Origin of the sequence: Marinobacter sp. GH_1 (assembly GCF_048595985.1) — a bacterium.
In the GTDB taxonomy this organism is placed as follows: Bacteria; Pseudomonadota; Gammaproteobacteria; order Pseudomonadales; family Oleiphilaceae; genus Marinobacter; species Marinobacter shengliensis.
On the sequence record NZ_CP184460.1, the window covers coordinates 1,107,669 to 1,130,220 of the forward strand.

Annotated in this window: 22 protein-coding genes; 16 read left to right on the forward strand and 6 right to left on the reverse strand. The window is 57.4% G+C overall.

What is annotated here, in order from left to right:
* Window positions 1-30: 30 nt before the first annotated feature.
* Window positions 31-1,185: an isocitrate/isopropylmalate dehydrogenase family protein gene (locus ACNSOI_RS05130; RefSeq protein WP_106693557.1), complete on the reverse strand. Its 1,155-nt coding sequence runs from the start codon at window positions 1,183-1,185 to the stop codon at window positions 31-33.
* Window positions 1,186-1,384: 199 nt separating this feature from the next.
* Here ACNSOI_RS05130 and ACNSOI_RS05135 point away from each other — a divergent pair, with 199 nt between their 5' ends.
* Window positions 1,385-2,149 carry an EAL domain-containing protein gene (locus tag ACNSOI_RS05135; protein ID WP_208622790.1) on the forward strand — a complete coding sequence of 255 codons (765 nt, stop codon included), beginning with the start codon at window positions 1,385-1,387 and terminating at the stop codon, window positions 2,147-2,149.
* A 25-nt stretch (window positions 2,150-2,174) separates the two neighbouring features.
* On the forward strand, window positions 2,175-2,531 hold the full coding sequence (locus ACNSOI_RS05140) for a hypothetical protein (protein ID WP_072677863.1): 357 nt from the start codon (window positions 2,175-2,177) through the stop codon (window positions 2,529-2,531).
* Here the strand turns inward: ACNSOI_RS05140 and ACNSOI_RS05145 are convergent.
* On the reverse strand, window positions 2,525-3,427 hold the full coding sequence (locus tag ACNSOI_RS05145) for a LysR family transcriptional regulator (RefSeq protein WP_106693559.1): 903 nt from the start codon (window positions 3,425-3,427) through the stop codon (window positions 2,525-2,527). The two genes, ACNSOI_RS05140 and ACNSOI_RS05145, sit on opposite strands and share 7 nt — an antisense overlap.
* Window positions 3,428-3,574: 147 nt before the next feature.
* Between ACNSOI_RS05145 and ACNSOI_RS05150 the strand changes: the two genes are divergently transcribed.
* The 5 genes from ACNSOI_RS05150 to ACNSOI_RS05170 all read left to right on the forward strand — a co-directional run bounded on the left by ACNSOI_RS05150 (window position 3,575) and on the right by ACNSOI_RS05170 (window position 8,429).
* Window positions 3,575-4,786: an acyl-CoA dehydrogenase family protein gene (locus tag ACNSOI_RS05150; protein ID WP_106693561.1), complete on the forward strand. Its 1,212-nt coding sequence runs from the start codon at window positions 3,575-3,577 to the stop codon at window positions 4,784-4,786.
* A 261-nt stretch (window positions 4,787-5,047) separates the two neighbouring features.
* Complete coding sequence (locus ACNSOI_RS05155) at window positions 5,048-5,869, forward strand: SDR family oxidoreductase (protein ID WP_138437741.1); 822 nt, start codon at window positions 5,048-5,050, stop codon at window positions 5,867-5,869.
* A 21-nt stretch (window positions 5,870-5,890) separates the two neighbouring features.
* Window positions 5,891-6,955, forward strand: coding sequence for a phosphotransferase family protein (locus tag ACNSOI_RS05160; protein ID WP_420195262.1), 1,065 nt, complete (start codon window positions 5,891-5,893; stop codon window positions 6,953-6,955).
* Complete coding sequence (locus ACNSOI_RS05165) at window positions 6,955-7,644, forward strand: histidine phosphatase family protein (protein ID WP_420195263.1); 690 nt, start codon at window positions 6,955-6,957, stop codon at window positions 7,642-7,644. The genes ACNSOI_RS05160 and ACNSOI_RS05165 overlap by 1 nt, the downstream gene beginning before the upstream one ends.
* Before the next feature lie 14 nt (window positions 7,645-7,658).
* Complete coding sequence (locus tag ACNSOI_RS05170) at window positions 7,659-8,429, forward strand: SDR family oxidoreductase (RefSeq protein ID WP_420195264.1); 771 nt, start codon at window positions 7,659-7,661, stop codon at window positions 8,427-8,429.
* Window positions 8,430-8,506: 77 nt separating this feature from the next.
* Here ACNSOI_RS05170 and ACNSOI_RS05175 read toward each other — a convergent pair whose 3' ends face one another.
* Complete coding sequence (locus tag ACNSOI_RS05175; protein ID WP_420195265.1) at window positions 8,507-9,373, reverse strand: DUF6279 family lipoprotein; 867 nt, start codon at window positions 9,371-9,373, stop codon at window positions 8,507-8,509.
* Window positions 9,374-9,739: 366 nt separating this feature from the next.
* Here ACNSOI_RS05175 and ACNSOI_RS05180 point away from each other — a divergent pair, with 366 nt between their 5' ends.
* From ACNSOI_RS05180 to ACNSOI_RS05210, 7 genes are all read left to right on the forward strand, one after another.
* Entirely contained in the window at window positions 9,740-11,137 is a 1,398-nt protein-coding gene (locus ACNSOI_RS05180; protein WP_420195266.1) for a DUF4397 domain-containing protein, read from the forward strand.
* Between the two features lie 145 nt (window positions 11,138-11,282).
* Window positions 11,283-11,459, forward strand: a complete 177-nt coding sequence (locus tag ACNSOI_RS05185; protein WP_072677854.1) for a periplasmic nitrate reductase, NapE protein — start codon at window positions 11,283-11,285, stop codon at window positions 11,457-11,459.
* A gap of 8 nt (window positions 11,460-11,467) precedes the next feature.
* Window positions 11,468-11,965, forward strand: coding sequence for a ferredoxin-type protein NapF (napF, locus tag ACNSOI_RS05190; RefSeq protein ID WP_420195267.1), 498 nt, complete (start codon window positions 11,468-11,470; stop codon window positions 11,963-11,965).
* A complete protein-coding gene (locus tag ACNSOI_RS05195; protein ID WP_138437734.1) occupies window positions 11,958-12,281 on the forward strand; it encodes a chaperone NapD in 324 nt (107 codons plus the stop codon). Before napF ends, ACNSOI_RS05195 begins: the two co-directional genes overlap by 8 nt.
* A complete protein-coding gene (gene napA / locus ACNSOI_RS05200; protein ID WP_420195268.1) occupies window positions 12,278-14,782 on the forward strand; it encodes a nitrate reductase catalytic subunit NapA in 2,505 nt (834 codons plus the stop codon). The genes ACNSOI_RS05195 and napA overlap by 4 nt, the downstream gene beginning before the upstream one ends.
* Window positions 14,783-14,794: 12 nt before the next feature.
* On the forward strand, window positions 14,795-15,265 hold the full coding sequence (locus tag ACNSOI_RS05205) for a nitrate reductase cytochrome c-type subunit (protein WP_058090636.1): 471 nt from the start codon (window positions 14,795-14,797) through the stop codon (window positions 15,263-15,265).
* Window positions 15,265-15,849 (forward strand): NapC/NirT family cytochrome c, encoded by a 585-nt coding sequence (locus ACNSOI_RS05210; protein WP_072677850.1) that lies wholly within the window; start codon window positions 15,265-15,267, stop codon window positions 15,847-15,849. The genes ACNSOI_RS05205 and ACNSOI_RS05210 overlap by 1 nt, the downstream gene beginning before the upstream one ends.
* A gap of 25 nt (window positions 15,850-15,874) precedes the next feature.
* On the opposite strand, the gene dacB is transcribed toward ACNSOI_RS05210, so the two are convergent.
* Window positions 15,875-17,449 carry a D-alanyl-D-alanine carboxypeptidase/D-alanyl-D-alanine-endopeptidase gene (dacB, locus tag ACNSOI_RS05215; protein WP_396631692.1) on the reverse strand — a complete coding sequence of 525 codons (1,575 nt, stop codon included), beginning with the start codon at window positions 17,447-17,449 and terminating at the stop codon, window positions 15,875-15,877.
* Window positions 17,450-17,716: 267 nt separating this feature from the next.
* Here dacB and ACNSOI_RS05220 point away from each other — a divergent pair, with 267 nt between their 5' ends.
* Window positions 17,717-18,487 carry a glutathione S-transferase N-terminal domain-containing protein gene (locus ACNSOI_RS05220; protein WP_106693583.1) on the forward strand — a complete coding sequence of 257 codons (771 nt, stop codon included), beginning with the start codon at window positions 17,717-17,719 and terminating at the stop codon, window positions 18,485-18,487.
* Window positions 18,488-18,579: 92 nt separating this feature from the next.
* A complete protein-coding gene (locus ACNSOI_RS05225) occupies window positions 18,580-18,993 on the forward strand; it encodes a GFA family protein (RefSeq protein ID WP_061333361.1) in 414 nt (137 codons plus the stop codon).
* Here the strand turns inward: ACNSOI_RS05225 and ACNSOI_RS05230 are convergent, their stop codons facing one another.
* Together ACNSOI_RS05230 and ACNSOI_RS05235 are read right to left on the reverse strand one after the other, a co-directional pair.
* Window positions 18,994-20,115 (reverse strand): PQQ-dependent sugar dehydrogenase, encoded by a 1,122-nt coding sequence (locus ACNSOI_RS05230; protein WP_286254242.1) that lies wholly within the window; start codon window positions 20,113-20,115, stop codon window positions 18,994-18,996.
* A 134-nt stretch (window positions 20,116-20,249) separates the two neighbouring features.
* On the reverse strand, window positions 20,250-22,388 hold the full coding sequence (locus ACNSOI_RS05235) for a TonB-dependent siderophore receptor (RefSeq protein WP_106693587.1): 2,139 nt from the start codon (window positions 22,386-22,388) through the stop codon (window positions 20,250-20,252).
* Window positions 22,389-22,552: the final 164 nt, after the last annotated feature.

Sequence of the window (22,552 nt, forward strand, 5' to 3'; positions counted from 1 at the left end):
AGTGAATGAAATACCTCTTTAGCAGACTAGTCAGGCCTGCAGGCGTTTACAAATGGCATCGCCAATCTGGCTGGTAGCCCGTTGCTGGTTACCCTGTTCGGCAAGGTCAGCGGCTACTGCGTCGAACAGCTCCTTCCCGGCCTGTGCCAGTTTGGGGTCTTTACGGCCAAGCCAGTCGAGCATGCGCGCCGTGGTAAACAGCATGGCGGTGGGGTCTGCAATACCCTGGCCGGCAATATCCGGTGCGCTGCCATGGGTGGGCTCAAACATGGATGGCATGTGCGGGTCGGTCGGGTTGAGGTTGCAGGAAGGCGCAACGCCCATGCCGCCAGAAAGCACGGCTGCCAGGTCGGTCAGGATATCGCCCTGCAGGTTGCTGGCCACCACCACATCAAAGGCCCAGGGGCACTGAACAAACTTCATGCAGGCGGCGTCTACCAGCTCGTGATGGGTGGCCACGTCGGGAAAGTCGTGGCTGACTTCCTCAAAGACTTCGGTGTACATGTCACCCCAGTAACGTAAGGCATTACGCTTGGTCACCAGGCACACCTGGCTTTCACAGCTTCGGCCATCCAGTGTGCGGAAGGCGCGGGTACGGCCTTCCTGCACCCGCTCACCAGCCCGCTTGCGGGCCTGCTCAAAGCCGTAACGGATGATCCGTTCGGTGGCCCGGCGGGTGAAGACCTCCATCTGGGTGGCCACTTCGTCTGGCTTGCCCTGACGCAGTCGCCCGCCCTGACTGACGTACTCGCCTTCACTGTTCTCGCGAATCACCAGCATATCGATGTCCTTGGCGCGATCATCTTTCAGGTACTGCCTGGCGCCGGGCAACAGTCGCGCAGGGCGTTCACACACCCACTGGTCGAAACCTTTACGCATGTCCAGCAGGGGAGCCAGGGAAATGCTGTCTGGCAGGAGGTACCGGTTGGTGTCGTCCATAGGGCCGGGATCGCCCAGGGCGCCCAGCAGGATGGCATCATAGGCCTTTAGCTGGGTAAGCGCGTCTTCCGGCCAGGATTCTCCGTACTCTTCGTGCCAGGCATGGGATGGCCAGGGAAATCGGGTCCATTCCAGTGCCAGGTTGTGCTTCGCGCGCAGGGTCTCCAGACAGCGGACTGCCTCGGCGACAACTTCCGGGCCGATGCCGTCTCCGGGGGTAACTGCGATGCGAGTGGTCTGGGCCATTCCGGAGCCTCCTAACGTGCGGTGTTTGCGGGTTTTGAACAACAACCCCAGTGTAGTCCTCGGGCTGGCAGATGCCAGTGGTGGTGGCTTTAATTAATTGACGAAGTTTTACGACCCGTTGGTTGATAGCTATAGTGGAAACTAATTGATTCTTTTAAGCTTCAAGTGACATGTATCTGTTTTTTGTTCCGGAGCCCGTGTGAATAAACCCGAAGTACTATTTGATGAGTCACATTGTGAGCAGTGTGCCTGTGGGAACGGTCTGGATTTTGCGTTCAGTTTTGCTTTCCAGCCCATCGTGGACGCGGACAACAAAACGGTGTTTGCCTACGAGGCGCTGGTGCGCGGCCCCGAAGGAGAGGGCGCCATGTCGGTGCTGTCCAGGGTCAATGAAAACAACCGTTATGCGTTTGACCAGATTTGCCGGGTCAAAGCGGTCAAGCTGGCAGCCAAGCTCGACATGCAGCCGCTTCTCAGCATCAACTTCATGCCGAACGCGGTGTACAAGGCTGAATATTGCATCCGGACCACTCTGGCGGCGGCGAAAACCTACAACTTTGATACCCGGAAAATCATCTTCGAGATGATTGAAAACGAGGATCTCAGTTCCGTAGAGCATCTGTCCTCCATCATCGAGGCGTACCAATCGATGGGGTTCAGCACTGCGATTGACGATTTCGGGGCCGGTTACTCCCGCTACAACATCATGATGCTGAGCCCGCCGGATCTCCTGAAGCTGGATATGGCGCTGGTGCGGAATATTCATGACGATTCCAATAAACAGGCGGTTGTGCTTGGAATCATCACCATGATGCGCCATCTTGGTGGTCGGATTATCGCGGAAGGCGTAGAAACCAAAGAGGAATACTTCTGGCTGCGCTCCCAGGGAATTGCGCTCTATCAGGGCTACCTGTTCGCCAAGCCGGGGTTTGAGTGCCTGCCGGAGCCCGTGTTCCCGGACTGACCACCTAAATGTAAAGGATAACTCTGTGCTGTACCGGATTATTACGCTTGTTGGCGGCCTGGTCTTTGTGGTTGCCCTGTTTGCCCTGCTGTGGTTCTTCTGCAAAAAGTTTCTGGAACACCACGGTGTAAAAGAGCAGAGTTCGGATCGGGCCATGGTGCTGGCTACTTGGACCTTTGCCGGCATTGCAGTTGGCCTGGTGTTTGCTGTCGTGGGCTCGTTTGTGCTCGGCCCCTGGGCTTTCTATCGCACCTTGCGGGGCCACGACGTGCCAGTGTCAGACGCCGCCGCAATCTGGTGGGGTTTTGGAATTGTAGTGCTTTCCCTGGGCATTACCGCTGCCGGTTTCTTCGGCTTCCTTGCCCTGGTAGGCGCCTACTGATGTTGTGGCAGGCTGCGTAGCAGGTCCCGGAACCACACCAGCGCAGGCTCCCGCTCATAAGCCTTGTGCCAGTACAGATGCACATCAATGGAGGGCATCTGTGCCGGCGGGCTCATCACTTCTATCTCCCCCCGCTCGGCAATGATCCGTGCGTAGGTTTCCGGCATGGTCAACAGCAAGTCGGAATTCTCCACCACCCGGCAGGCAGCATAATAGTGCTGGCAACGCAGCCTTATGCTGCGCTGCACGCCGTGCCGGGACAGCTCAAAGTCCTCAATACCCGGGCCCTCGGTACGGGACGAAACCAGTACATGTTTTGCCTTCAGGTACGCCGGCATATCCAGCCCGTCTTTAATGGCCGGGTGCCCCTTGCGCGCCAACACCACCAGGCGGTCCTGCCGAAGCAGTTCATGGCTGGTCTGATTGCTGACCGGCAGCAATACATCAATGGCGAAATCCAGTTTGCCGGCGGCTAACTGGGTTTCCATATCCCGCCTTGGTATCCGCTGGGAGACAATCTCCATGTCCGGGTAGGGTGCCAGTTTGCCCATCAACTGGGGCAGAAAGGTAGACTCCAGCACATCCCGCAACCCCAGTGTGTAAGTCTTGCGCTGACTGGCTGGGTCAAAGGCATGGAACTGGTTTACCGCGCTTTGCACCTGATTCAGCCCCGGCCGCATCGACTCCAGAAACCGGCGTGCTAACGGAGTGGGCACCATCTGGTTACCCTGGCGGGTAAACAATGGGTCATCAAAGTGATCCCGCAGCCGCGCCAGGGAATGGCTCACCGCGGGCTGCGTCAGGTGCAGCGCCCTGGCGGCGCGGGTCAGGCTGCCCTCCCGATAAATGGTATCGAAAACATGCAGCAGGTTAAGGTCCAGTCGATTCAGGGCCATAAGGCGCGTCCGGTTTCGGAATAAGTAAGGGTAATGATAAACGATAAGAACAATTCAGTCGCGTAATAGCGCGTTGGCTCCTAGACTGTTTTCCATCTGAACAAAAGTGCGCCCCGGTTGGGGCAGGCAAGCGCGAGGAGCTGCACCATGGATTTCAATATTTCCGAAAAAGGCCAGGATTACCTCAAACGCGTGAAGCAGTTCATGCGTGACGAGATCTTTCCCATTGAAGAGCAGTACCACAAGGAGCTTGCCTCCCTGGAAAACCGCTGGGTGGTGTTGCCGATCATCAAAGAACTGAAAGAAAAAGCCAAGGCCCAGGGCCTGTGGAACATGTTCTTTCCGGACGACAAATACGGCTGTGGCCTGCTCAACTCCGACTACGCCCTGATTGCCGAGGAAACCGGCCGCAGCTTCATCGCCCCGGAAATCTTCAACTGCAACGCGCCAGACACCGGCAACATGGAAGTGCTGATCCACTACGGATCGGAAGAGCAGAAAGCCGAGTGGCTGCCAAAATTGATGAGCGGCGAAATCCGCTCCGCCTTCTGCATGACCGAACCGGCGGTTGCCTCCTCCGACGCCACCAACATGGAAGCCACCGCGATGGTTGAAGGTGACGAAGTGGTGCTCAACGGCCGTAAATGGTGGAGCACTGGCATCGGCCATCCGGACTGCAAAGTGGGTATCTTCATGGGCGTGACAGACCCGGACGCCCAGAAACACCGCCGCCACTCCATGGTGCTGGTGCCACTGGACACCCCGGGCATCACCATCGAGCGCATGCTGCCGGTCTTCGGCGCCTACGATGAGCCATACGGCCACGGCCAGGTACTGTTCGACAACGTACGCCTGCCCAAAAGCGCCATCATCGCCGGCCCCGGCCGAGGCTTCGAAATCGCTCAAGGACGTTTGGGGCCGGGCCGCGTGCACCACTGCATGCGCGCCATCGGCGCCGCTGAGCGCACCCTGGAGCTCATGATCAAGCGCGCCATGACCCGCGAAGCCTTCGGCCGTCCCATCGCCAAGTTGGGTGGCAACCCGGATGTCATCGCCAATGCCCGCATGAACATTGAGCAGGCGCGTTTGTTGACGTTGAAGTGTGCCTGGGCGTTGGATACCAAGGGCATTATGGGTGCGCTGCAGGAGGTGTCGATGATCAAGGCGGTGGTGCCGGCGATGCTGCAGCAGATTGTGGATGACGCGATTCAGGTTCACGGTGGGGCTGGTGTCAGTGACGATGATTTCCCGCTGACGGCATTGTTCGGTTACGCTCGGGTACTAAGGTTGGCCGATGGCCCGGACGAAGTTCATCGGGCGATGGTGGCTCGGTTGGAGCTCCGGAAGTATAAGTCCTGAGCCGTTAATCCAAACATTGGGTGCCGGGAGCAGGTGGGAGAAGCTTTCTGAAACACGCTCCTTCGGCACATCCATGTGGCGCTTGGGCTCCGCCATCCCTGGCTCCGCACAGTTTCATAAAGCTTCTCCCACCTGCTCCTGCAGGCATGGTCGGGGGATTCTGAACGGCTAACGCAACCATTTGGGAGCTGATGTCGGGTAGCAGCTCTTACTCTAATGAAAAAGAAAGTGAACTCCCAAACATAACGGAGAGAAACACAGATGACACAGCGAGTATTTATAACCGGCGGGGCCAGTGGCCTGGGTCGGGCGATTGCATTGCGGTATGCCAAAGAAGGCGCGAAAGTCTGCATTGGGGACATTAACCCGGAGCAGGGCGTGGCCGTTGAGGCGGAACTGAACAACGCGGGCGGCGAGGGCTATTTCGTTGAGTGCGACGTTCGCCGCCTGAGTGACTTCGAGAAAGTCCGTGATGACCTGGTTCAGAAATGGGGCGGCGTGGACGTTGTCGTCAACAACGCTGGCGTTGCCTCCGCAGGCTCCATCGAAGACACCACCATAGGCGACTGGGAGTGGATCCTCGATATCAACGTACTGGGCGTTGTGCGTGGCTGCAAAGCCTTTACGCCGCTGTTCAAGGAACAGGGTTCCGGCGCGTTTGTGAATGTGGCCTCCATGGCCGGGCTTATGCTGGCGCCCCTGATGGACAGCTACAATGTGTCCAAGGCCGGGGTGATTGCCCTGTCTGAAACCCTCAGCCAGGAGCTGCGGGATTCCGGTATTCACGTCAGCTGTGTGTGCCCGGCGTTTTTCCAGACCAACCTGGCCAGCACCATGCGGTCGGATATTCCCGGCATCCAGCAGAACGTCAACAAGCTGATGAAGCGGTCCAACATCACCGCCGAAAACGTGGCCGAAGATATCTTCCGCAGCGTGAAAGACAAAGACTTCTGGGTACTGCCCCACGCCAAAGAGCGCCGGATGTGGATGCTCAAGCGCCATGCGCCCTGGGCGTTTGACTGGTTGATGCACCAGGAAACCAAGCGCTGGATGAGCAAGATGGGTGGCAAGGCGAACGCCTGAATACATCACAGGAGAGATTGAATGACTCAGATCGACCAGGCCGTAGACATCCGGGAAGGCGAAGAGCTGGATATCAGCGCCGTCGACCAGTTCATGAAACAGGCCATTCCCGGCCTGGAAGGGCAGCCGAGTATCAAGCAGTATCCCGGCGGCGCCTCCAACCTGACCTATCAGGTGGACTACGGCGAGCAGTCTTACGTACTGCGCCGGCCACCGTTCGGCAAGATTGCCAAGTCGGCCCACGACATGCTGCGGGAAGCGCGGGTGATGGACGCGTTGAAGCCGGTTTACCCCTATGTGCCCAACATTGTCGCCATCTGCGATGATCACGGCGTGCTGGGGTGTGATTTCTATGTGATGGAGAGGCTCAAGGGCATCATCCTGCGCCAGGATTTCCCCAAGGATTTCGAGCTGAGTGCGGAAGATACCCGCAAGCTGTGCCTGAACGTGATCGACAAGCTGGTGGACCTGCACACCGTGGATGCCACGGCAGCCGGCCTGGACAAACTGGGTAAGGGTGCCGGCTACGTGCAGCGCCAGATTGGAGGCTGGAGCGACCGTTTCCGCAAGGCCCGCACCGAGGATGTCGGTGACTTTGAACAAGTGATGGCGTGGCTGAACGACAAGATGCCGGACGACATCGCCCAGGTTGTCATCCACAACGATTTCCGTTTCGACAATGTGGTTCTGAACCCGGACAACCCGTTTGAAGTGATTGGCGTGCTGGACTGGGAAATGGCCACCATCGGTGACCCGCTGATGGACCTGGGCAACAGCCTGGCGTACTGGATTGAAGCGGACGACGAAGGCCCGTTCCAGATGCTGCGGCGCCAACCCACCCACCGGCCGGGCATGCTGACCCGCAAGGAAGTGGTGGACTACTATATGGAGAAATCCGGCTTCCGGTCTGAAAAGTTCGATTTCTACGAAATCTACGGTCTGTTCCGATTGGCAGTGATTGTCCAGCAGATCTATTACCGCTTCTATCATGGACAGACCAAAGACAAGCGCTTTGCCGCCTTCGGCCACGCTGCCAATTATCTGGAGAAACGGTGCCAGCGCCTGATCAGCGAGAGCTCGCTGTAATGGCCACGATTTATCTGGTGCGCCACGGCCAGGCCAGTTTTGGCAAAGAGAACTATGACCAGCTCTCTCCGCGAGGCTGGGAGCAGGGCAGGATCCTGGGTCGCTGGTTGGCCGACAAGGTGGAGCCCGGCGCCATTTTTGGCGGTAACCTGCAGCGCCATCGGGAAACCGTGGAAGCGATCACCACCGGTTACGGTGCAAGCCTGCCGGATATGCAGGTGATGGAAGGCTTGAACGAGTTTGATCACGTTGAAGTGGTGGAGCGCCTGCGCCCGGAATGGGCGGACAAACAGGTGATGGCCCGGGACCTGGCCAGTTTCCCGAAGCCGGCAAGGGCATTTCAGCAGGCCTTTGAAAAAGCGGTCGCCCGCTGGGTGAGTGGCGAGTATGACCACGAATACGCGGAATCCTGGCAGGGTTTCCGGCAGCGGGTGAGCAGTGCGCTGAATCAACTGATTGAGCTGGCGGACGGTGCCGATGTCATTGTCTCAACCTCCGGCGGGCCCATTGCAGTGATTGCCCAGCACCTGCTGGAGTTGTCCGACCACAAGGCGCTGGAGATGAACAACGTGATTGCCAACACCAGCGTGTCCCGCATTCTGTATTCCGGCCCCCGGCGCAGCCTGGCCGTATTCAACAACTATAGCCACCTGGAAGCGGAAGACCCCGCCCTGGTGACATTCCGATAATCTGAGGGAAATCCATGAGCAACGTAAACCTGTTCGACCTGACTGGCAAAGTCGCCCTGGTAACCGGTGCCAGCCGTGGCATCGGCGAGAGCATCGCCCGCACGCTGGCCCACTACGGCGCCCACGTGATCGTCAGCAGCCGCAAGATTGACGGTTGTGAAGCCGTGGCCAGCCGCATCCGTGCCGATGGTGGAAGCGCCGAAGCCTTCGCCTGCCACATCGGCGAGATGGACCAGATTGAAGCGGTGTGGGAGCATATTGCAAAAGAGCACGGCAAGCTGGATATCCTGGTAAACAACGCCGCCGCCAACCCGTATTTTGGCCCGGTGGAAGATACCGACCTGAGCGCTTTTCACAAAACCGTGGACGTGAACATCCGTGGCTACTTCTTCATGTGTGCCCGTGGCGCCCAGCTGATGAAGAAAAACGGTGGCGGCTCCATTGTTAACGTGGCCTCGGTGAACGGTGTGAACCCCGGTCACTTCCAGGGCATCTATTCGGTGACCAAGGCGGCGGTGATTTCCATGACTAAATCCTTCGCTATGGAGCTTGGCCAGCAGAACGTGCGGGTGAATGCCCTGCTGCCGGGCCTGACCGACACCAAGTTCGCCAGCGCCCTGACCACCAACGAGGCTATCAAGAAACAGGCCATGGCTCACATTCCCATGAAGCGGGTGGCAGATCCGGACGAAATGGCCGGTACCGTGCTGTACCTGGTGTCCAACGCTTCCAGCTACACCACCGGTGCCTGCATTAATGCTGATGGTGGTTACCTGACGGTTTAATATCCGCCGAAACGAAAAAGGGCCGGAGAGTTCGTTAGCTTCGGCCCTTTTTTGTGTCTGGTGGTTAGCTGGCCAGATCAGGAGCAGGTCAGGGCGGTGAAGTCCTGGTTCAATTTGCTTGCCCGGGCCTGTAGGTGCTCCCGGTGCTGTTGGTCGCCAGCCTTGATCAACGCATACATCAGGTTCGCCATGGCCTGCTGGCTTTCCCTCATCATTGCTTGGTATTCGGGACCTCGGGCGTTTTCGGAGTTAATCACCAGTTCGCGGATGGCCTCATCAAAACCGGGCTGGTCCCGGCCTTCCATGGTCTCCAGCAGGGTCTGTTGCCAGTTCTTACGGCCCTGGAGCCAGATTTCTGTTTGTTGACCGCGATCGGCAGACCACTCTTCAACCAGAGCCTGCTGCTGCCCATTCAGGCTGCCCAGCCACCGTTCAACCCGTTTGGCGGTTCGCTCTGCCCGCGCCTTGGCAGTTTGTTGCGGGTCGCCTGCCAGCATTTCCTGTTCAAGCTCAGCCTGATCTTCTGCCATGTTCCTGGCCAGCTCGGTCACCTGGTCATCAGACAGGCTGGCCAGCAGATTCACAGCCACTGGTACGGCTCTATCCAACAAATCCGGTACAAAGACCAGTAGTTGTTGTTGGTGATACTCAATGGTGTCGATATCCGGTGCGCCATCGGCTATGTCGGCCTCAAGTTCGTCCAGCCAGGCGCGGTAGCGGGGTAGCTCCGTTGAGCAATGCCACTGGCGCAGGCTGTCCAAGTCCTGGTTCAGCTGCTGTTTCTGCGCCCGGCTCAGGGTGACATAATCTTCTACCCACCAAACCACACCCCAGTCCGCATAGCGATAGGCCATGCGGGTAGAGCTGCAGCCAGCCAGGACGAACAGGGCGACAAGGGAAAGCGTTGTCAGCTTCAGGGTTTTCGTGCGGTGCCGCTGATCCATGGTGCCTGTCTCTCGGTGGTAAAACTTTACATCCCTATTATGATGTTGCGATCGCCTATCTGCGCGCTAATCACTTTAGTCTAGGTACGGATTGGCGAAAATTTCAGATGCTGTTCGCTCACAATTGCCGAGGAGGTGTCATGTCTTCCGATAAAATGACGCGTGTAGAGGATCGTTTCTGAGTGCCTGCCAGCATAGAGAAAATTGTATTCAGCTCACATTCGTGAGCTCGAATGTAAAAAACTGTGAATCCGTTTTTTTACCCTCCCCGTAGATTGCTTTGACGCATTAGTCAGGGACTGAACTGATGCAGGTTCGAACCAAATAAACCGATCGTCAAGCTTTGTACAGTGAGGAACAGCGACAATGAAAACGATAGTGGCTTTACCGGTTTTGATGGCCGGCAGCGTTTTGCTTTCTGGTTGTTTTGATGGTTCGAGCAGTACTCCAAGAACCGATGTTCGGGTTGTTCATGCCGTATCCGACGCCCCTTCTGTTAACGTCAGTTTCAATGGCGAGGCGCTGGTTACCGGTGCGGACTTCAAGCAGGCTGCGACCTTGCGGCCAAATCGCGGCAATTATTCAGTTGATGTTGATGCGCTCTTACCAACAGGCGATCAGTTGACCGTCATCGAGGTCGGAAGCACCCGGTTTGAGGCAAACACCCGATACGATATTATTGCGACCGGTACCGTTGGCGGCAGCGACATCGAGCCGGTGGTGCTGACAGACGATGGCCAGCGGGATGATCCGAACTCGGCTCGCTTGAGGGTGGCCCACCTGTCACCAGCGGCTGACAGTCTGGTGCCGGCTGTGTCTGTTTATGTGACCGCTGATGGCGCCGACCTGCCAGCAGAACCCGCTTTCAGTTTTGCATTCCGTGATTCCGTTGGGCCGCTGGAGCTGGACGCCGGAACCTACCAGATCCGTGTGACCGCCGAGGGCAGCACCGATGTGGTGTATGACAGCGGTGCCGTCGAATTGCCTGCAGGCTCTGATCTGTTGATTGCCGCTATCGATAACACGGTGTACGGCGAGTCTCCGGTCAGCCTGCTAGTGATTAATGGCAGCGAGACGTCTGAAATTCTGGACAAGGACACTGGAGCAGGCATTCGCGCGGTTCACAACTCTTCAGATGCACCTAATGTTGATATTTATCTGAACGAAGATCCTGACGGCTCAGCTGCAGCTTCCGACGTAGCTTTTGGCGAGACAGTGCCGACTTTCGCCAGACTGGGAGAGTATGTGGGACTGGAGACCGGCGATAACCGCGTCGCGGTGACAGCAACTGGCGACCTGGCTACTGTGTTGGATGAAGACCTGCCCCTCGGTAACGGCAGCCTTCTGACCATTCTGGCAGCCGGTTCTGTAGGGGCGGGAACACTCGAAGCCCTGGCCTTTGCAGACGACAACCGCCGTATTGCCACAGAGGCTCGCCTCCGGGTTATCCACGGCGCGGTAGAAGCACCGCTGGTGGATGTATTCCTGGTTCCTGCGGCGGATGCCGGTACCAATCAGGGCAATGCCATGCCGGCACTGGATGACTTCGCCTATGGTGACTCGTCGGGCTATCTTGGAGTGCCGGCCGGTGATTATGTCGTGTTTATCACCTCCGCCGATGGCACCGAGGTGCTCTTCCGTTCCGGTGAAATCAGTCTCGCAGCCGGTGGAGTTTATACGGCAGTTGCTCGTCTCGCTCCTGAAGATACCGAGAATACAGCTGGTCTGACGCTGCTGGACGATTTCGTGCCGCCAGCGACCTGATTCCTGCCTCCAGGACCCAGATGAAAGCCCCGGCCCCGTCCGGGGCTTTTTTGTCTATACCCCCAAAGAAATACCAAATTTGATTTTTGCCAAGTTTGCTCTGTTTGACTAGGGTAATGAATACACACATAAAAAAGGCGGGTTTATGGACGACCTCCAACAACTGACGCCGGAGCAGCGCAAGAGCAGCGAATTCCGGTTATTTGTCTTCATCATCGTCTTCCTGTTTCCCATCCTGGCCGTTGCCGTGGTGGGCGGCTACGGCTTCCTGGTCTGGATGTCCCAGGTATTCATGGGCCCGCCGGGGCCACCCGGGGGATAGGGGCGAACATGGCTGTGAACGAGTCCCGCCGGCTTTTTCTGCGCGGCGGCAGAGCGGTTGCGTCGAAGTGGCGAGCGCCCTGGACAAGCCAGGCCATCACTGACCAGTGCACCCGTTGCGATCGCTGCATTGAGGCCTGCCCGGAAGACGTGCTGTTTCGTGGTGATGGCGGTTTTCCGCAAATCCGCTTTACCGGCGAAGGCTGCACATTGTGTGGGGAATGCGCCAGGTCCTGCCCGGAACCGGTGTTTGACCTGGCCCGTGAGGCATTCCCCTGGCGTGCCCAGGTGCAGGATAACTGCCTTGCCAAAGCCAATATCCATTGCCAGACCTGCCGCGACGCCTGCGAGCCAATGGCCATCCGATTTCCACCCAGGCTTGCTCATGTCGCCGTCCCGGAGATTGCCGAAGACGAGTGTACCGGATGCGGTGCCTGCGTCGCCGTGTGCCCTGAAGATGCCATCAGTCTGATTACTCAGGAACAGAGAGAGCCAGCCCATGCCTGATTCGCAGAAAGCCGAAATTCACATTGCCAGTTTTCTGGTACACGTGCGCCCGGAGTCTCTGGATGCTGTTCTTGAACTGCTTGAGCAAACGCCGGGCCTGGAGGAGGGCACTCGAGACCCGATTGGGAAACTGGTGGTTCTGGCAGAGGGTAGTAGCCATCAGGATTTGCTCGGTGCCATGGAGTTGATTGAGAGTGCGCCAGGCGTTCTGGAATGCATTCTGGTTTACCACGAAGTGATGTCGCCCGAAGAGGCGAGGCAACAGTTGATTGCTACAGGACAGTCAGAAACAGAACAACAGGAAGCAATGTCATGAACCTGACACGACGTGAATTCGCAAAAGCCAATGCGCTGGCCATGGCGGCATCTGCTGCCGGCCTGTCGATACCGGCGGCGGCCAGTAATCTGATCACGAATGCTGAGCTCACTGAGCTCAAGTGGAGCAAGGCGCCCTGTCGTTTTTGTGGCACCGGTTGCAGTGTGATGGTCGCAACCAGGGACAACCAGATTGTGGCGACCCATGGCGACACGCAATCGGAAGTGAACCGTGGTCTGAACTGTGTGAAGGGCTACTTTCTGTCGAAGATTCTGTACGGTCGCGACCGGCTGACCAAGCCCTTGCTGCGTAAACGCGACGGTAAATTTCACAAAGAGGGCGATTTTCAGGAGGTCAGCTGGGACGAAGCCCTGGATGTGATGGCAGAAAAATTCACCAGTGCCATCAAGGAGCACGGACCGGAAAGCGTTGGCATGTTTGGTTCCGGCCAGTGGACCATCTGGGAAGGTTACGCGGCGAGCAAGCTGTTCAAGGCCGGCTTCCGCTCCAACAATATCGATCCTAATGCCCGCCATTGTATGGCATCGGCGGTGGCAGGCTTCATGCGGACCTTTGGGTCCGATGAGCCGATGGGGGTCTATGACGACATCGAAAGCGCTGATGCCTTCGTGCTTTGGGGCGCCAACATGGCGGAAATGCACCCGATCCTCTGGACTCGGGTAACGGACCGTCGCTTGTCCCATCCCGGTACCGAAGTGGCCGTGCTCTCAACCTACGAACATCGCTGCTTTGATCTGGCCGACCTGCCGATGGTGATGGAGCCCCACGCCGATGTGGCAATTCTGAACTACATTGCCAATTACATCATCCAGAGCAACGCGGTGAACCGGGATTTCGTCAGTAAACATACCCGGTTTGTGCGTGGCGCAGACGACATTGGCTACGGTCTGAGGCCGGAAGACCCGCGCGAGCAGAATGCCAAGAACGCCAATAATGCCAACGACTGGGAAGACATGTCGTTTGAGGATTTTGCCCGGCATGTCCGTGAGTACGATGTGAAGAAGGCCGCCGAGATCTCCGGCGTCTCTGAAACACGGCTCGAACGCCTGGCAAAGCTATATGCTGATCCGGACAAGCGTGTCACCACCTTCTGGACCATGGGCGTAAACCAGCATACCCGCGGCGTTTGGGTGAACAACCTGATCTATAACATCCACTTGCTGACAGGCAAGATTGCCACCCCGGGCAACAGCCCGTTCTCGCTGACTGGTCAGCCTTCCGCTTGCGGTACCGCCCGTGAAGTAGGCACCTTCGCCCATCGCCTGCCAGCCGATATGGTGGTGGCTAATCCGGAGCATCGGGCCAAGGCCGAGAAAATCTGGAAACTGCCGGAGGGCACCATCCCGGCCAAGCCAGGTTATCACGCAGTGCTGCAAAGCCGGATGCTGAAAGACAGCAAACTGAAGGTGTACTGGACCCAGGTCACCAACAATATCCAGGCTGGTCCCAATACCATGCAGGAAACCCTGCCGGGCTGGCGTAATCCCGACACCTTTATCATTGTCTCCGACATTTATCCCACGGTTTCGGCGCAGGCCGCAGACCTGATTCTGCCCGCCGCCGGTTGGGTTGAAAAAGAAGGGGCGTTTGGTAACGCTGAGCGCCGGACTCAGCTCTGGCGCCAGCTTGTGAACGCACCAGGAGACGCCCGCTCAGACCTCTGGCAAACCGTGGCCCTGTCTCAGCGAATCAAAGTGGCCGATGTGTGGCCAGAGGATCTGATTGCCAAGGCACCCGAAACGCGGGACAAAACCCTGTTTGACGTGCTATTCCGCAACGGCAATGTGGACCGTTATCCACTGGACGACCTGCATCCGGAATATGAGAACCAGGAGTCGAAAGACTTTGGTTTCTACATCCAGAAGGGCATTTTCGAGGAGTACCGCCAGTTTGGTGCCGGCAAAGGCAAAGACCTGGCCGATTTCGAGACCTACCACGCCACCCGCGGCCTGAGATGGCCAGTCGTTGACGGCAAGGAAACCCTGTGGCGCTATCGCGAAGGGTCAGACCCATACGTGGCGGAGGGCAGTGGTTTCCAGTTTTACGGCAACCCGGACAACCGGGCACGAATCTTCGCGGTACCCCATGAGCCGCCTGCGGAATCTCCGGACGACGAATACCCGTTCTGGCTGTGCACTGGCCGGGTATTGGAGCACTGGCACACTGGTTCGATGACCCGCCGTGTGTCCGAGCTGCACAAGGCAGTACCGGATGCGCTGTTGTACATGAACGCCGATGATGCCCGTGACAGGGGCTGGCGGCGCGGCAGTGAGGTGAAGGTGATCAGCCGCCGGGGAGAAGTCCGGGTTCGGGTGGAAACCCGTGGCCGTGTTCGTATGCCCAAGGGCATGGTGTATGTGCCTTTCTTTGATGCCGGAAAGCTGATCAACAAGGTCACGCTGGACGCAACTGACCCCATTTCCAAACAGACCGACTTCAAGAAGTGCGCTGTCCGTCTGGAACTGGTTAACCTGGCTTGAGGAGACGTCACCATGAGAACGCTTGTATTTTTTCTGGCCGCCTCCCTGGCCTTCCTGGCGTATGCCGAGAGCGATCATTTGTCACCCTCTTCACCGGATGGACTGCGCAAAGGCGGAACTCTCGGACAAGATCTGCCCGCACCGCCTATCGCCGGTGATCCCAGAGAGGTGAAACGGGAAGTGCGTAACTATCCGGAGCAACCGCCGGTGATTCCCCATGCCATCCGCGACTATCAGGTAGACAAGAACTTCAACCGTTGCCTGGATTGCCACAGCCGCGAGGCAGCCGTGCAGGCGGGTGCGCCCATGGTGAGCGTGACTCACTTTATGGATCGTCACTTTCAGGTGCGGGCTGAGGTAACGCCGGGGCGCTATTTCTGTACCCAGTGCCATGTGCCCCAAACCGATGCCCAGCCGCTGGTGGAGTCAGATTTCAAAGCCGTGGATGAAGTGATCCGTGCCTCCAACAGAGGAGATCGCTGATGATGAAACGGCTGAAGCTCTACTGGAATCTGTTGCGCAAGCCCAGTGTGCACTACAGCCTCGGTTTCCTGACGCTCAGCGGCTTTATTGCCGGGATCATCTTCTGGGGTGGTTTCAACACGGCGCTGGAAGTGACCAACACCGAGCAGTTCTGCATAGGGTGTCATGAGATGTACAGCAACCCGTATCAGGAGCTGAAAACAACCATCCATTACACTAACCGATCAGGTGTACGTGCCGAATGTTCAGATTGCCACGTGCCCCACGGCTGGACTCACAAGATTGGCCGAAAGATGGAAGCCTCGAAAGAAGTCTGGGGTTGGATATTTGGCTCCATCAACACCCCGGAGAAATTCGAGGCCAAGCGACGTGAGCTGGCGGAGCGGGAGTGGCAGCGGCTGAAAGCCAACGATTCCCTTGAGTGTCGTAATTGCCATGAGTTCGATTCGATGGACTTCACGCTGCAGGATCCAAGGGCGTCCCAGGCGCACTCAACGGCATTGGCAGACGGCGAGCAAACCTGCATCGATTGCCACAAGGGCATCGCGCACAAGCTGCCTGACATGGCCGGGGTATCCCGGTAGGTTCAGGCTTTTACTGGCCGGTGCCTTACTGGATGGAAGGCCCCGAGCCATCAGCCGGTGACTGGGACAGGGACGTTCCGACCGGTGGCCGGAAATGCAGGGAGTAAAGCACGCGATCCAGCACCGCCTGGCCATTCCATGCCGGGTTGTTATTGACCATGCCGACGATGGCCCAGGTGGTGTTCCTGTCATCACGAGTAAAGCCGGCGATGGAGCGCACATGCTCAAGGTAGCCGGTTTTGATCCGGCCCTGGCCGTCCATGCCGGTATTTCTCAGGCGCCGGGACATGGTGCCATCCATCGCAATGATCGGCATGGAGGCCATCAAGTCTGAAGAATAGGGACTGTTCCAGGCGTGCTGCAAAATCTGGGCGCCCTGGCGCGCGGTAATCCGGCCGTGGCGTGTCAGTCCTGCGCCATTATCAATCACCATGCCCGCCGTATTGATGCCAAGCCCTTCTAGCCAGTCATAGATGGCGCGGATGCCCGCCACCCGGTCATCCTGTTCATCATCCTTGCGAAATTCGGCGCCAATGGTCAGCAGCATTTGCCGGGCCATGACGTTACTGCTCCACTTGTTGATGTCCCGCACCATGGTTACGAGGTCTGGTGAGGTGGTGCGCATAACCAAGCGTGCTTCATCCGGTGTAGTCTCGAAGCGATCGCCGCCACTGACAATCACGCCCATTTCAGACAGCACGGAACGGATCAGGGAGGCGGAATAGCGCTCATGGGGCAGCAAAGACAGATAGGTTGTGGTCCGGCAACCCTGCGGAAGTTCGCCGGTAACCTGAACGGTTACCCTGTGATCGTTATGGAACACCGGTTTCCAGTCAAAGCGGCTGCGAGCGGGGCAGGGGCCTTCCGGCAGGGCGGTTACCCGGTTATCAATGGTGACTTCACCAAGATCGGGCGTAGTCCAAGCCTGGGTACCCCGTTCATCTGCGCGCACCTGAAAATGCAACAGGTTAAGGTTGGTCAGGTAAGCGGAGGGCTCCACCAGAAACGGCGCGTGGGGATTGTTGCCGTTGTCTTCAAAGGCAGGGAAACCACCATCCACCCGAAAATAACTGCCATCCAGAACCAGATCGCCTTCAATCCGGTTAATACCCATGCTGCGCAGTTCCCGAAGGGTACCCCAAAGTCGCTCAAAGGTGAGTTTGGGGTCGCCACCGAAACGCACATACAGGTTGCCCTGCAGGGTATCGCCAACCATGGTACCGTCGGTCAGGAAGTCGGTATTCCAGTGATGAGTCGGGCCCAACAATTCCAGAGCGGCGTAGGTGGTGACCAGTTTCATGATGGAGCCAGGGCTCATCAGTTCGTCAGCGTTCACATACTGCTCAATGCCCGGCCCGTTAAGGGGAATGGCTGCAACACTGAGGGCCTGCTCGCTATTCAGGGACTTGTTTGCGTAGTCTTTGATCTGACTGGCCCAGAGACGGGATTCCGCAAAGGCTGCGGCAGCGGTATTGCTTTCCTGGGCCAGGGCCGGCGTGCTTGCCATGGTGCAGGCAGCCGCAATGGCCAATACCAGCCGCTTGGGTGAGGTTACACACCTTGAAGCGCAGGTCCTCGCCTGCAAACCCTGAATCAGCATCACACCAGCCCGTTGTTATGTTCTCTTTGTACAATAGCTCATCCCGTGGTTTTGTACTATGCAGAAAAGCTATACATGACGTTAAAAAATGGCAGTAGAGTCGTTGTTTATATTGAGTTTTTGTGACAGCACGTAAGTGCCTTTCAGAATCATGGGGTTAGCTTTGACCGGACCTTGCTGACACCCAGGCCAATGGGGCAGACAGCGATTGTGAGACAATGCCGCCCCAGAGCCCGTGAACCGAATACAACGAACAAAGGGAACAATATGCTCAAAGCGATCAGACATCAGGTGAACGTACTGGAATCCGTGGCAACCTCTTCCTTTGCTGCCTGGCGTGGATGCCTGGTGATCAAGGCTATTCCGCAGCCGGAGAAACCTATCATTCTGTATGATATGGAAGCCTGCCCCTACTGTCGCCGTGTGCGGGAAGTGCTGACCGCGCTGCACCTGGATGTGGAAATACGACCCTGCCCCAAAGGCGGCCGTTTCTTCCGCCCGGAAGCCGAGGCCCTGGGCGGCAAACAGCAGTTTCCGTTGTTGGTGGATCAGAACACCAACAAGGTGATCTACGAATCTGAGGATATTGTTGCGTACCTGTTCAGTCAGTATGCCGGTCGGTCTGTGCCCGGCTACTATCAGTCCAAAGCCTGGCAGCCAGCTTTAAATTCAATCGGATCGGCCGCCAGTGAACTGCGCGGCTTGCGTGCCACCTCTGGTAGCCGCCCGGAGCAGGGGCTGCACCTTTGGAGTTTTGAGGGTAGCCCGTATTCGCGTCTGGTGCGGGAAAGATTGTGCGAGTTGGAGATTCCCTACACACTGCATAACTTGGGCAAGGAGCACTGGACCGAAATCGGCCCGGCCAAACAACGTTTAAAGCCAGGCGAGTACAGGCCCATACCGGGCGGCAAGCGGGATGCGTTTTTTCAGCAACACGGCCGTGTTCAGGTGCCTTACCTGGAAGACCCCAATACTGGCCAGCAGCTGTTTGAATCAGGCCGGATCATGGCTTACCTGAACAGTCAGTACGGCGGCTGAGAGTCACGCAATGGCTGGCCCGGGGTGGCATTCCGGGCCCGACACGGTATGATCAGCGCCCATAGTTTGTGAGCCAGAATCGGGAGCGCGTGATGTACACCGGCCAATGCCTTTGTGGTGATATCCAGTTTGAATACGATGGCCCACTTGGCCCGGTTGCCCTGTGCCATTGCAGCCAGTGCCGTCGGGCGCACGGCAGTGCTTTCTCAGCCAGTGTGCCGGTTCAGACGGTGCGCTTCCGGTATGTTGCCGGACAGGATCAAGTGCGTGAATTCGAATCCCGGCCCGGCAAATACCGGGCTTTCTGCCCCCGTTGTGGCAGTCAGCTATACAGCCGTGTTGACGCCATCCCCGGTATCCTGAGACTGCGTGTGGGCGTGATCAACGAGCCCCTGGGAAAAAAGGCGGCCCAGCACGTCTACGTGGGGTCAAAGTCTGACTGGTTTGATATCACCGACAACCTGCCCCAGTTCGAGAAAACCGAACGCACCAACGATCCGCACTGATCACTCGGCCGGCACCACCCGGTACACCTTGCCCTGGCGTGAATCGGTCAGCAGCCACAGGGCGCCATCCGGCCCCATGCGCACATCCCGGATTCGCTCACCGAGATTGGTGAGCAGATCTTCTTCCTCAATCACTTGTTCGTTGTTAATGGTCAGACGCACCAGTTTTTGACTCCTCAGGGCACCGACAAACAAATCCCCCTGCCATTCGGGGAAAAGGTCGCCGGTATAAAATGCCATGCCAGAGGGGGCAATGGACGGATCCCAGTAGTGCAGTGGATCGGTTACACCGTCCATAGTGGTCTTGTCTGAGATGGGGATGCCGGAGTAGTCGATGCCGTAGGTGACCTTCGGCCAGCCGTAGTCATTCCCCGCCCTGATAATGTTAATCTCGTCACCACCCCGGGGGCCATGTTCATGGCTCCAGACTTCACCGGTGTCCGGGTGCAGGGTCATGCCCTGGATGTTGCGGTTGCCGTAGGTGTAGAAGGTGTTGTTGGTGCGGGAATCATCTATAAAAGGGTTGTCTGGAGTTGCGTCACCGTTGGTGGAAATGCGATGAACACCACCGGCATCGTCCCGATTGTCCTGGGCTCTGTCCATTTCACCCCGGTCACCGATGGCCACGTAGAGATGGCCGCTCCGGTCAAAAACCATCCTGCCCGCAAAGTGCCTGCCATTGCTGGAGCGGGGTAAAGCTTCAAAAATCACTTCAACCTTCTCAAGCGCTTCGCCGTTGTAGGTGGCACGGGCAACCCGGGTAGTCATGCCGTCACTGTTGCGGTGTGCGTAACTCAGAAACAGGGTCTGATTGTCGGTGAACTGCGGGTGCAGCACCACATCCAGAAGGCCGCCCTGGCCGGAGGCAACCAGCTCCGGCAATCCCTTCACCGGCTCTCGCACAAGATTGCCGTTTTCAATCTGGCGAAGCCGACCCTCACGTTCGGTGACCAGCATGGTGCCGTCGGGCAGGAAAGCCAGGCTCCAGGGGTGCTCAAGGCCCTGGGCGACGGTTTCTATCCGGAAATCGGTTTTGTTGGATGAGAACGTCTGGTCAGACCATACTGGGGACGCTGCCAGTACTGATAAGCCCGCGGCGATGAAGATAGTCGAGCGGTTCATGAGGTCTCCTCCAAGCTAAGGTAGTGTCAGCGGTGCCACGCCGACGACTAGTGAGTAATCTAGACGATACCAGAGTGTACGACACAAAAAAGCCACCGGTTTGCGGTGGCTTTTTTGTGTTCGTCAGGAAGGACTCAGAAACGGTAACTCAAGGTGCCCGTTACTGTGCGTTTGGTGCCTATGAAACAATCGCCCCGAGCCAAGCAGGTCGTGAAGTAGGTCTCATTGGTCAGGTTGTTGACGTTCAAAGCCAGTTCCCAGTTGTCACGACCGTAGGCAATCATGGCGTCCAGCAGGGTTTCTGCGGGGGTCTTGAGTTGGTCTGTGCCATCCCAGCTTGACCCGACATAGCGCACACCGGCACCGGCCCGAAGCCCCGGAATACCAACTGAACGCAGGTCATGTTGGCTCCAGATCGATGCTGTGTGGGCGGGAATGCTTGGCAGTCGGGCACCTTTGTTGTTGCCCTCCTCAACCTCGGTATCGGTGTAGGCGTAGTTGGCGATCAGGTCCCAGTGGGCATTCACGTCCACTTTTGCTTCCAATTCGATGCCACGGGCGCTGGTCTCGCCATTCTGAATCTGATTGTTCGGATTCACGGGGTCAGGAGCCTGGCGGTTCTTTTCGCGCAGATCGTATACCGTAGCGGTATACAGGCTCGCGGAGTCAGCCGGCTGATACTTTACGCCGACTTCAACCTGCTCACCTTTTAACGGCTCGAACGGATTGTTGAAAGCATCAAGACCGGTGACCGGTTTGAAGGATTCCGAGTAGCTGATGAAAGGCGTGATACCGTTGCTGAACTTGTACATCAGGCCAGCCCTGCCGGTGACCTCCTCGTCGGTGAAGGCCGAGCCGCCCTCGGTCTTGTTGCGGGCGCTGTCGTGCCGAAGGCCCAGCACGGCAATCCAGCGATCATTAATGGTCATCTGATTCTGGGCGTAGAACCCACTCTGGATGATGGTATTTTCCGGCGTGTCACTGAAATCACTTTCGGTCAAACGGTCATAGTTTCCGTAGACCGGATTAAACACGTTCAAGTCGCCGATGTCTGCCTTGTAGGCTCGGCGGCTGCTGCTGACCGCATGCTGGTAATCCCAGCCAAGCAGTACCGTGTGATCCACATTGCCCGTTGAGAACAAAGCCTCTGCCTGATGATCTGCGGTCAGGGTGTCCAGGTTTGGCTTGTTGGCGTAGGCGACCCGAGCGATATCCCCGTTCTCCTTGAGAGCAGGAGTAAATTGAGGGTAGATGCTCTGGTAGTCTACCTCGGTCTCCGAGTAACGGAGGCTTTGCCGCACTGTCCAAACGTTGTTGAGCTGGTGGCTTAACAACGATGTCACCGCGTTTTCCTTAGTGTTGTAGCGGTCGAAATCTGGTTCGCTGATGAACAGATCGATGGGGATCTGTGGCAGGCCAAATGGTGACGGTTTCAGGGTCCCTTCGATAGGCAGGAACTGTGTGGTGGTGCCTGAACGGTCCTCCTGGTGCAGCGCCATAACAGTCCACTCGGTCTGATCAGTCGGGCGCCAGGTGATCGAAGGTGCGATGACTACTCGATTGTCCTCAACCTTGTTGACCTGTGTGTCGCTATCACGGCCTAGGGCAATAAAACGATAAAGCAGCGTGCCGTCCTCATTAAGCGCCCCTGTTGAATCGACTGCCGCCTGCTTTCGGGAGTGGTTCCCTACCTGCAGTTTCAGTTCGGTAGACTGTTCTGCCTGTGGGCGTTTGGTGGCGAGATTGACCAGGCCCCCCACGTTGCCCTGGCCGTAAAGCACGGAAGAGGGCCCACGAATGACTTCAATGCGTTCCAGCAGGTAAGGCTCTGTGCGAGGGCTCTGATAGAAACCGAAAGTCTTTTGCATGCCATCGAGGAAGATCACTGGATCGCCGCCGCGCACGGACTGCCAGTCGCCCCGGCTATCAAGACCAAACTGCTCGGCTCCTACGCCCACGGTGTAGCGTAAGGCTTCCTGAACACTGGCAACGCCCTGGTCTTGCATCTGATCGGCGGTAACCACAGAGATAGACTGTGGAATTTCGGTAATCGGGGTGTTGGTTTTCGTTCCTGCCCGGCTAGAGGTCGCAATATACCCATCTACTGGGGCAGATGGGTCTTCAATACGCTCGCCACTGACATCGATTGGAGTAAGCGTTTCCTGGGCCAGAACCGGTGTGGTTGTCACTGCTAGCGTCAGGAGCCCTGCGGTCCACGAACCGCGCGGCGGATGCTTGTATTCCTTGTTGTTGGTGGAATTGGGCAACTGCATTCCTGGATATTCCTCTGATGGGTTGGGGGTCAGGTGTAAAAATTGTAACGCGGATTGTAATGATAAAGGTTATCGTTTACAAATGGTGTTTGTGGCTGATCAGGTGATCCATTGTTTGTCCATTGGAATGGGAGCAAGTATGGCTATGGAGCATGAAGTACGGG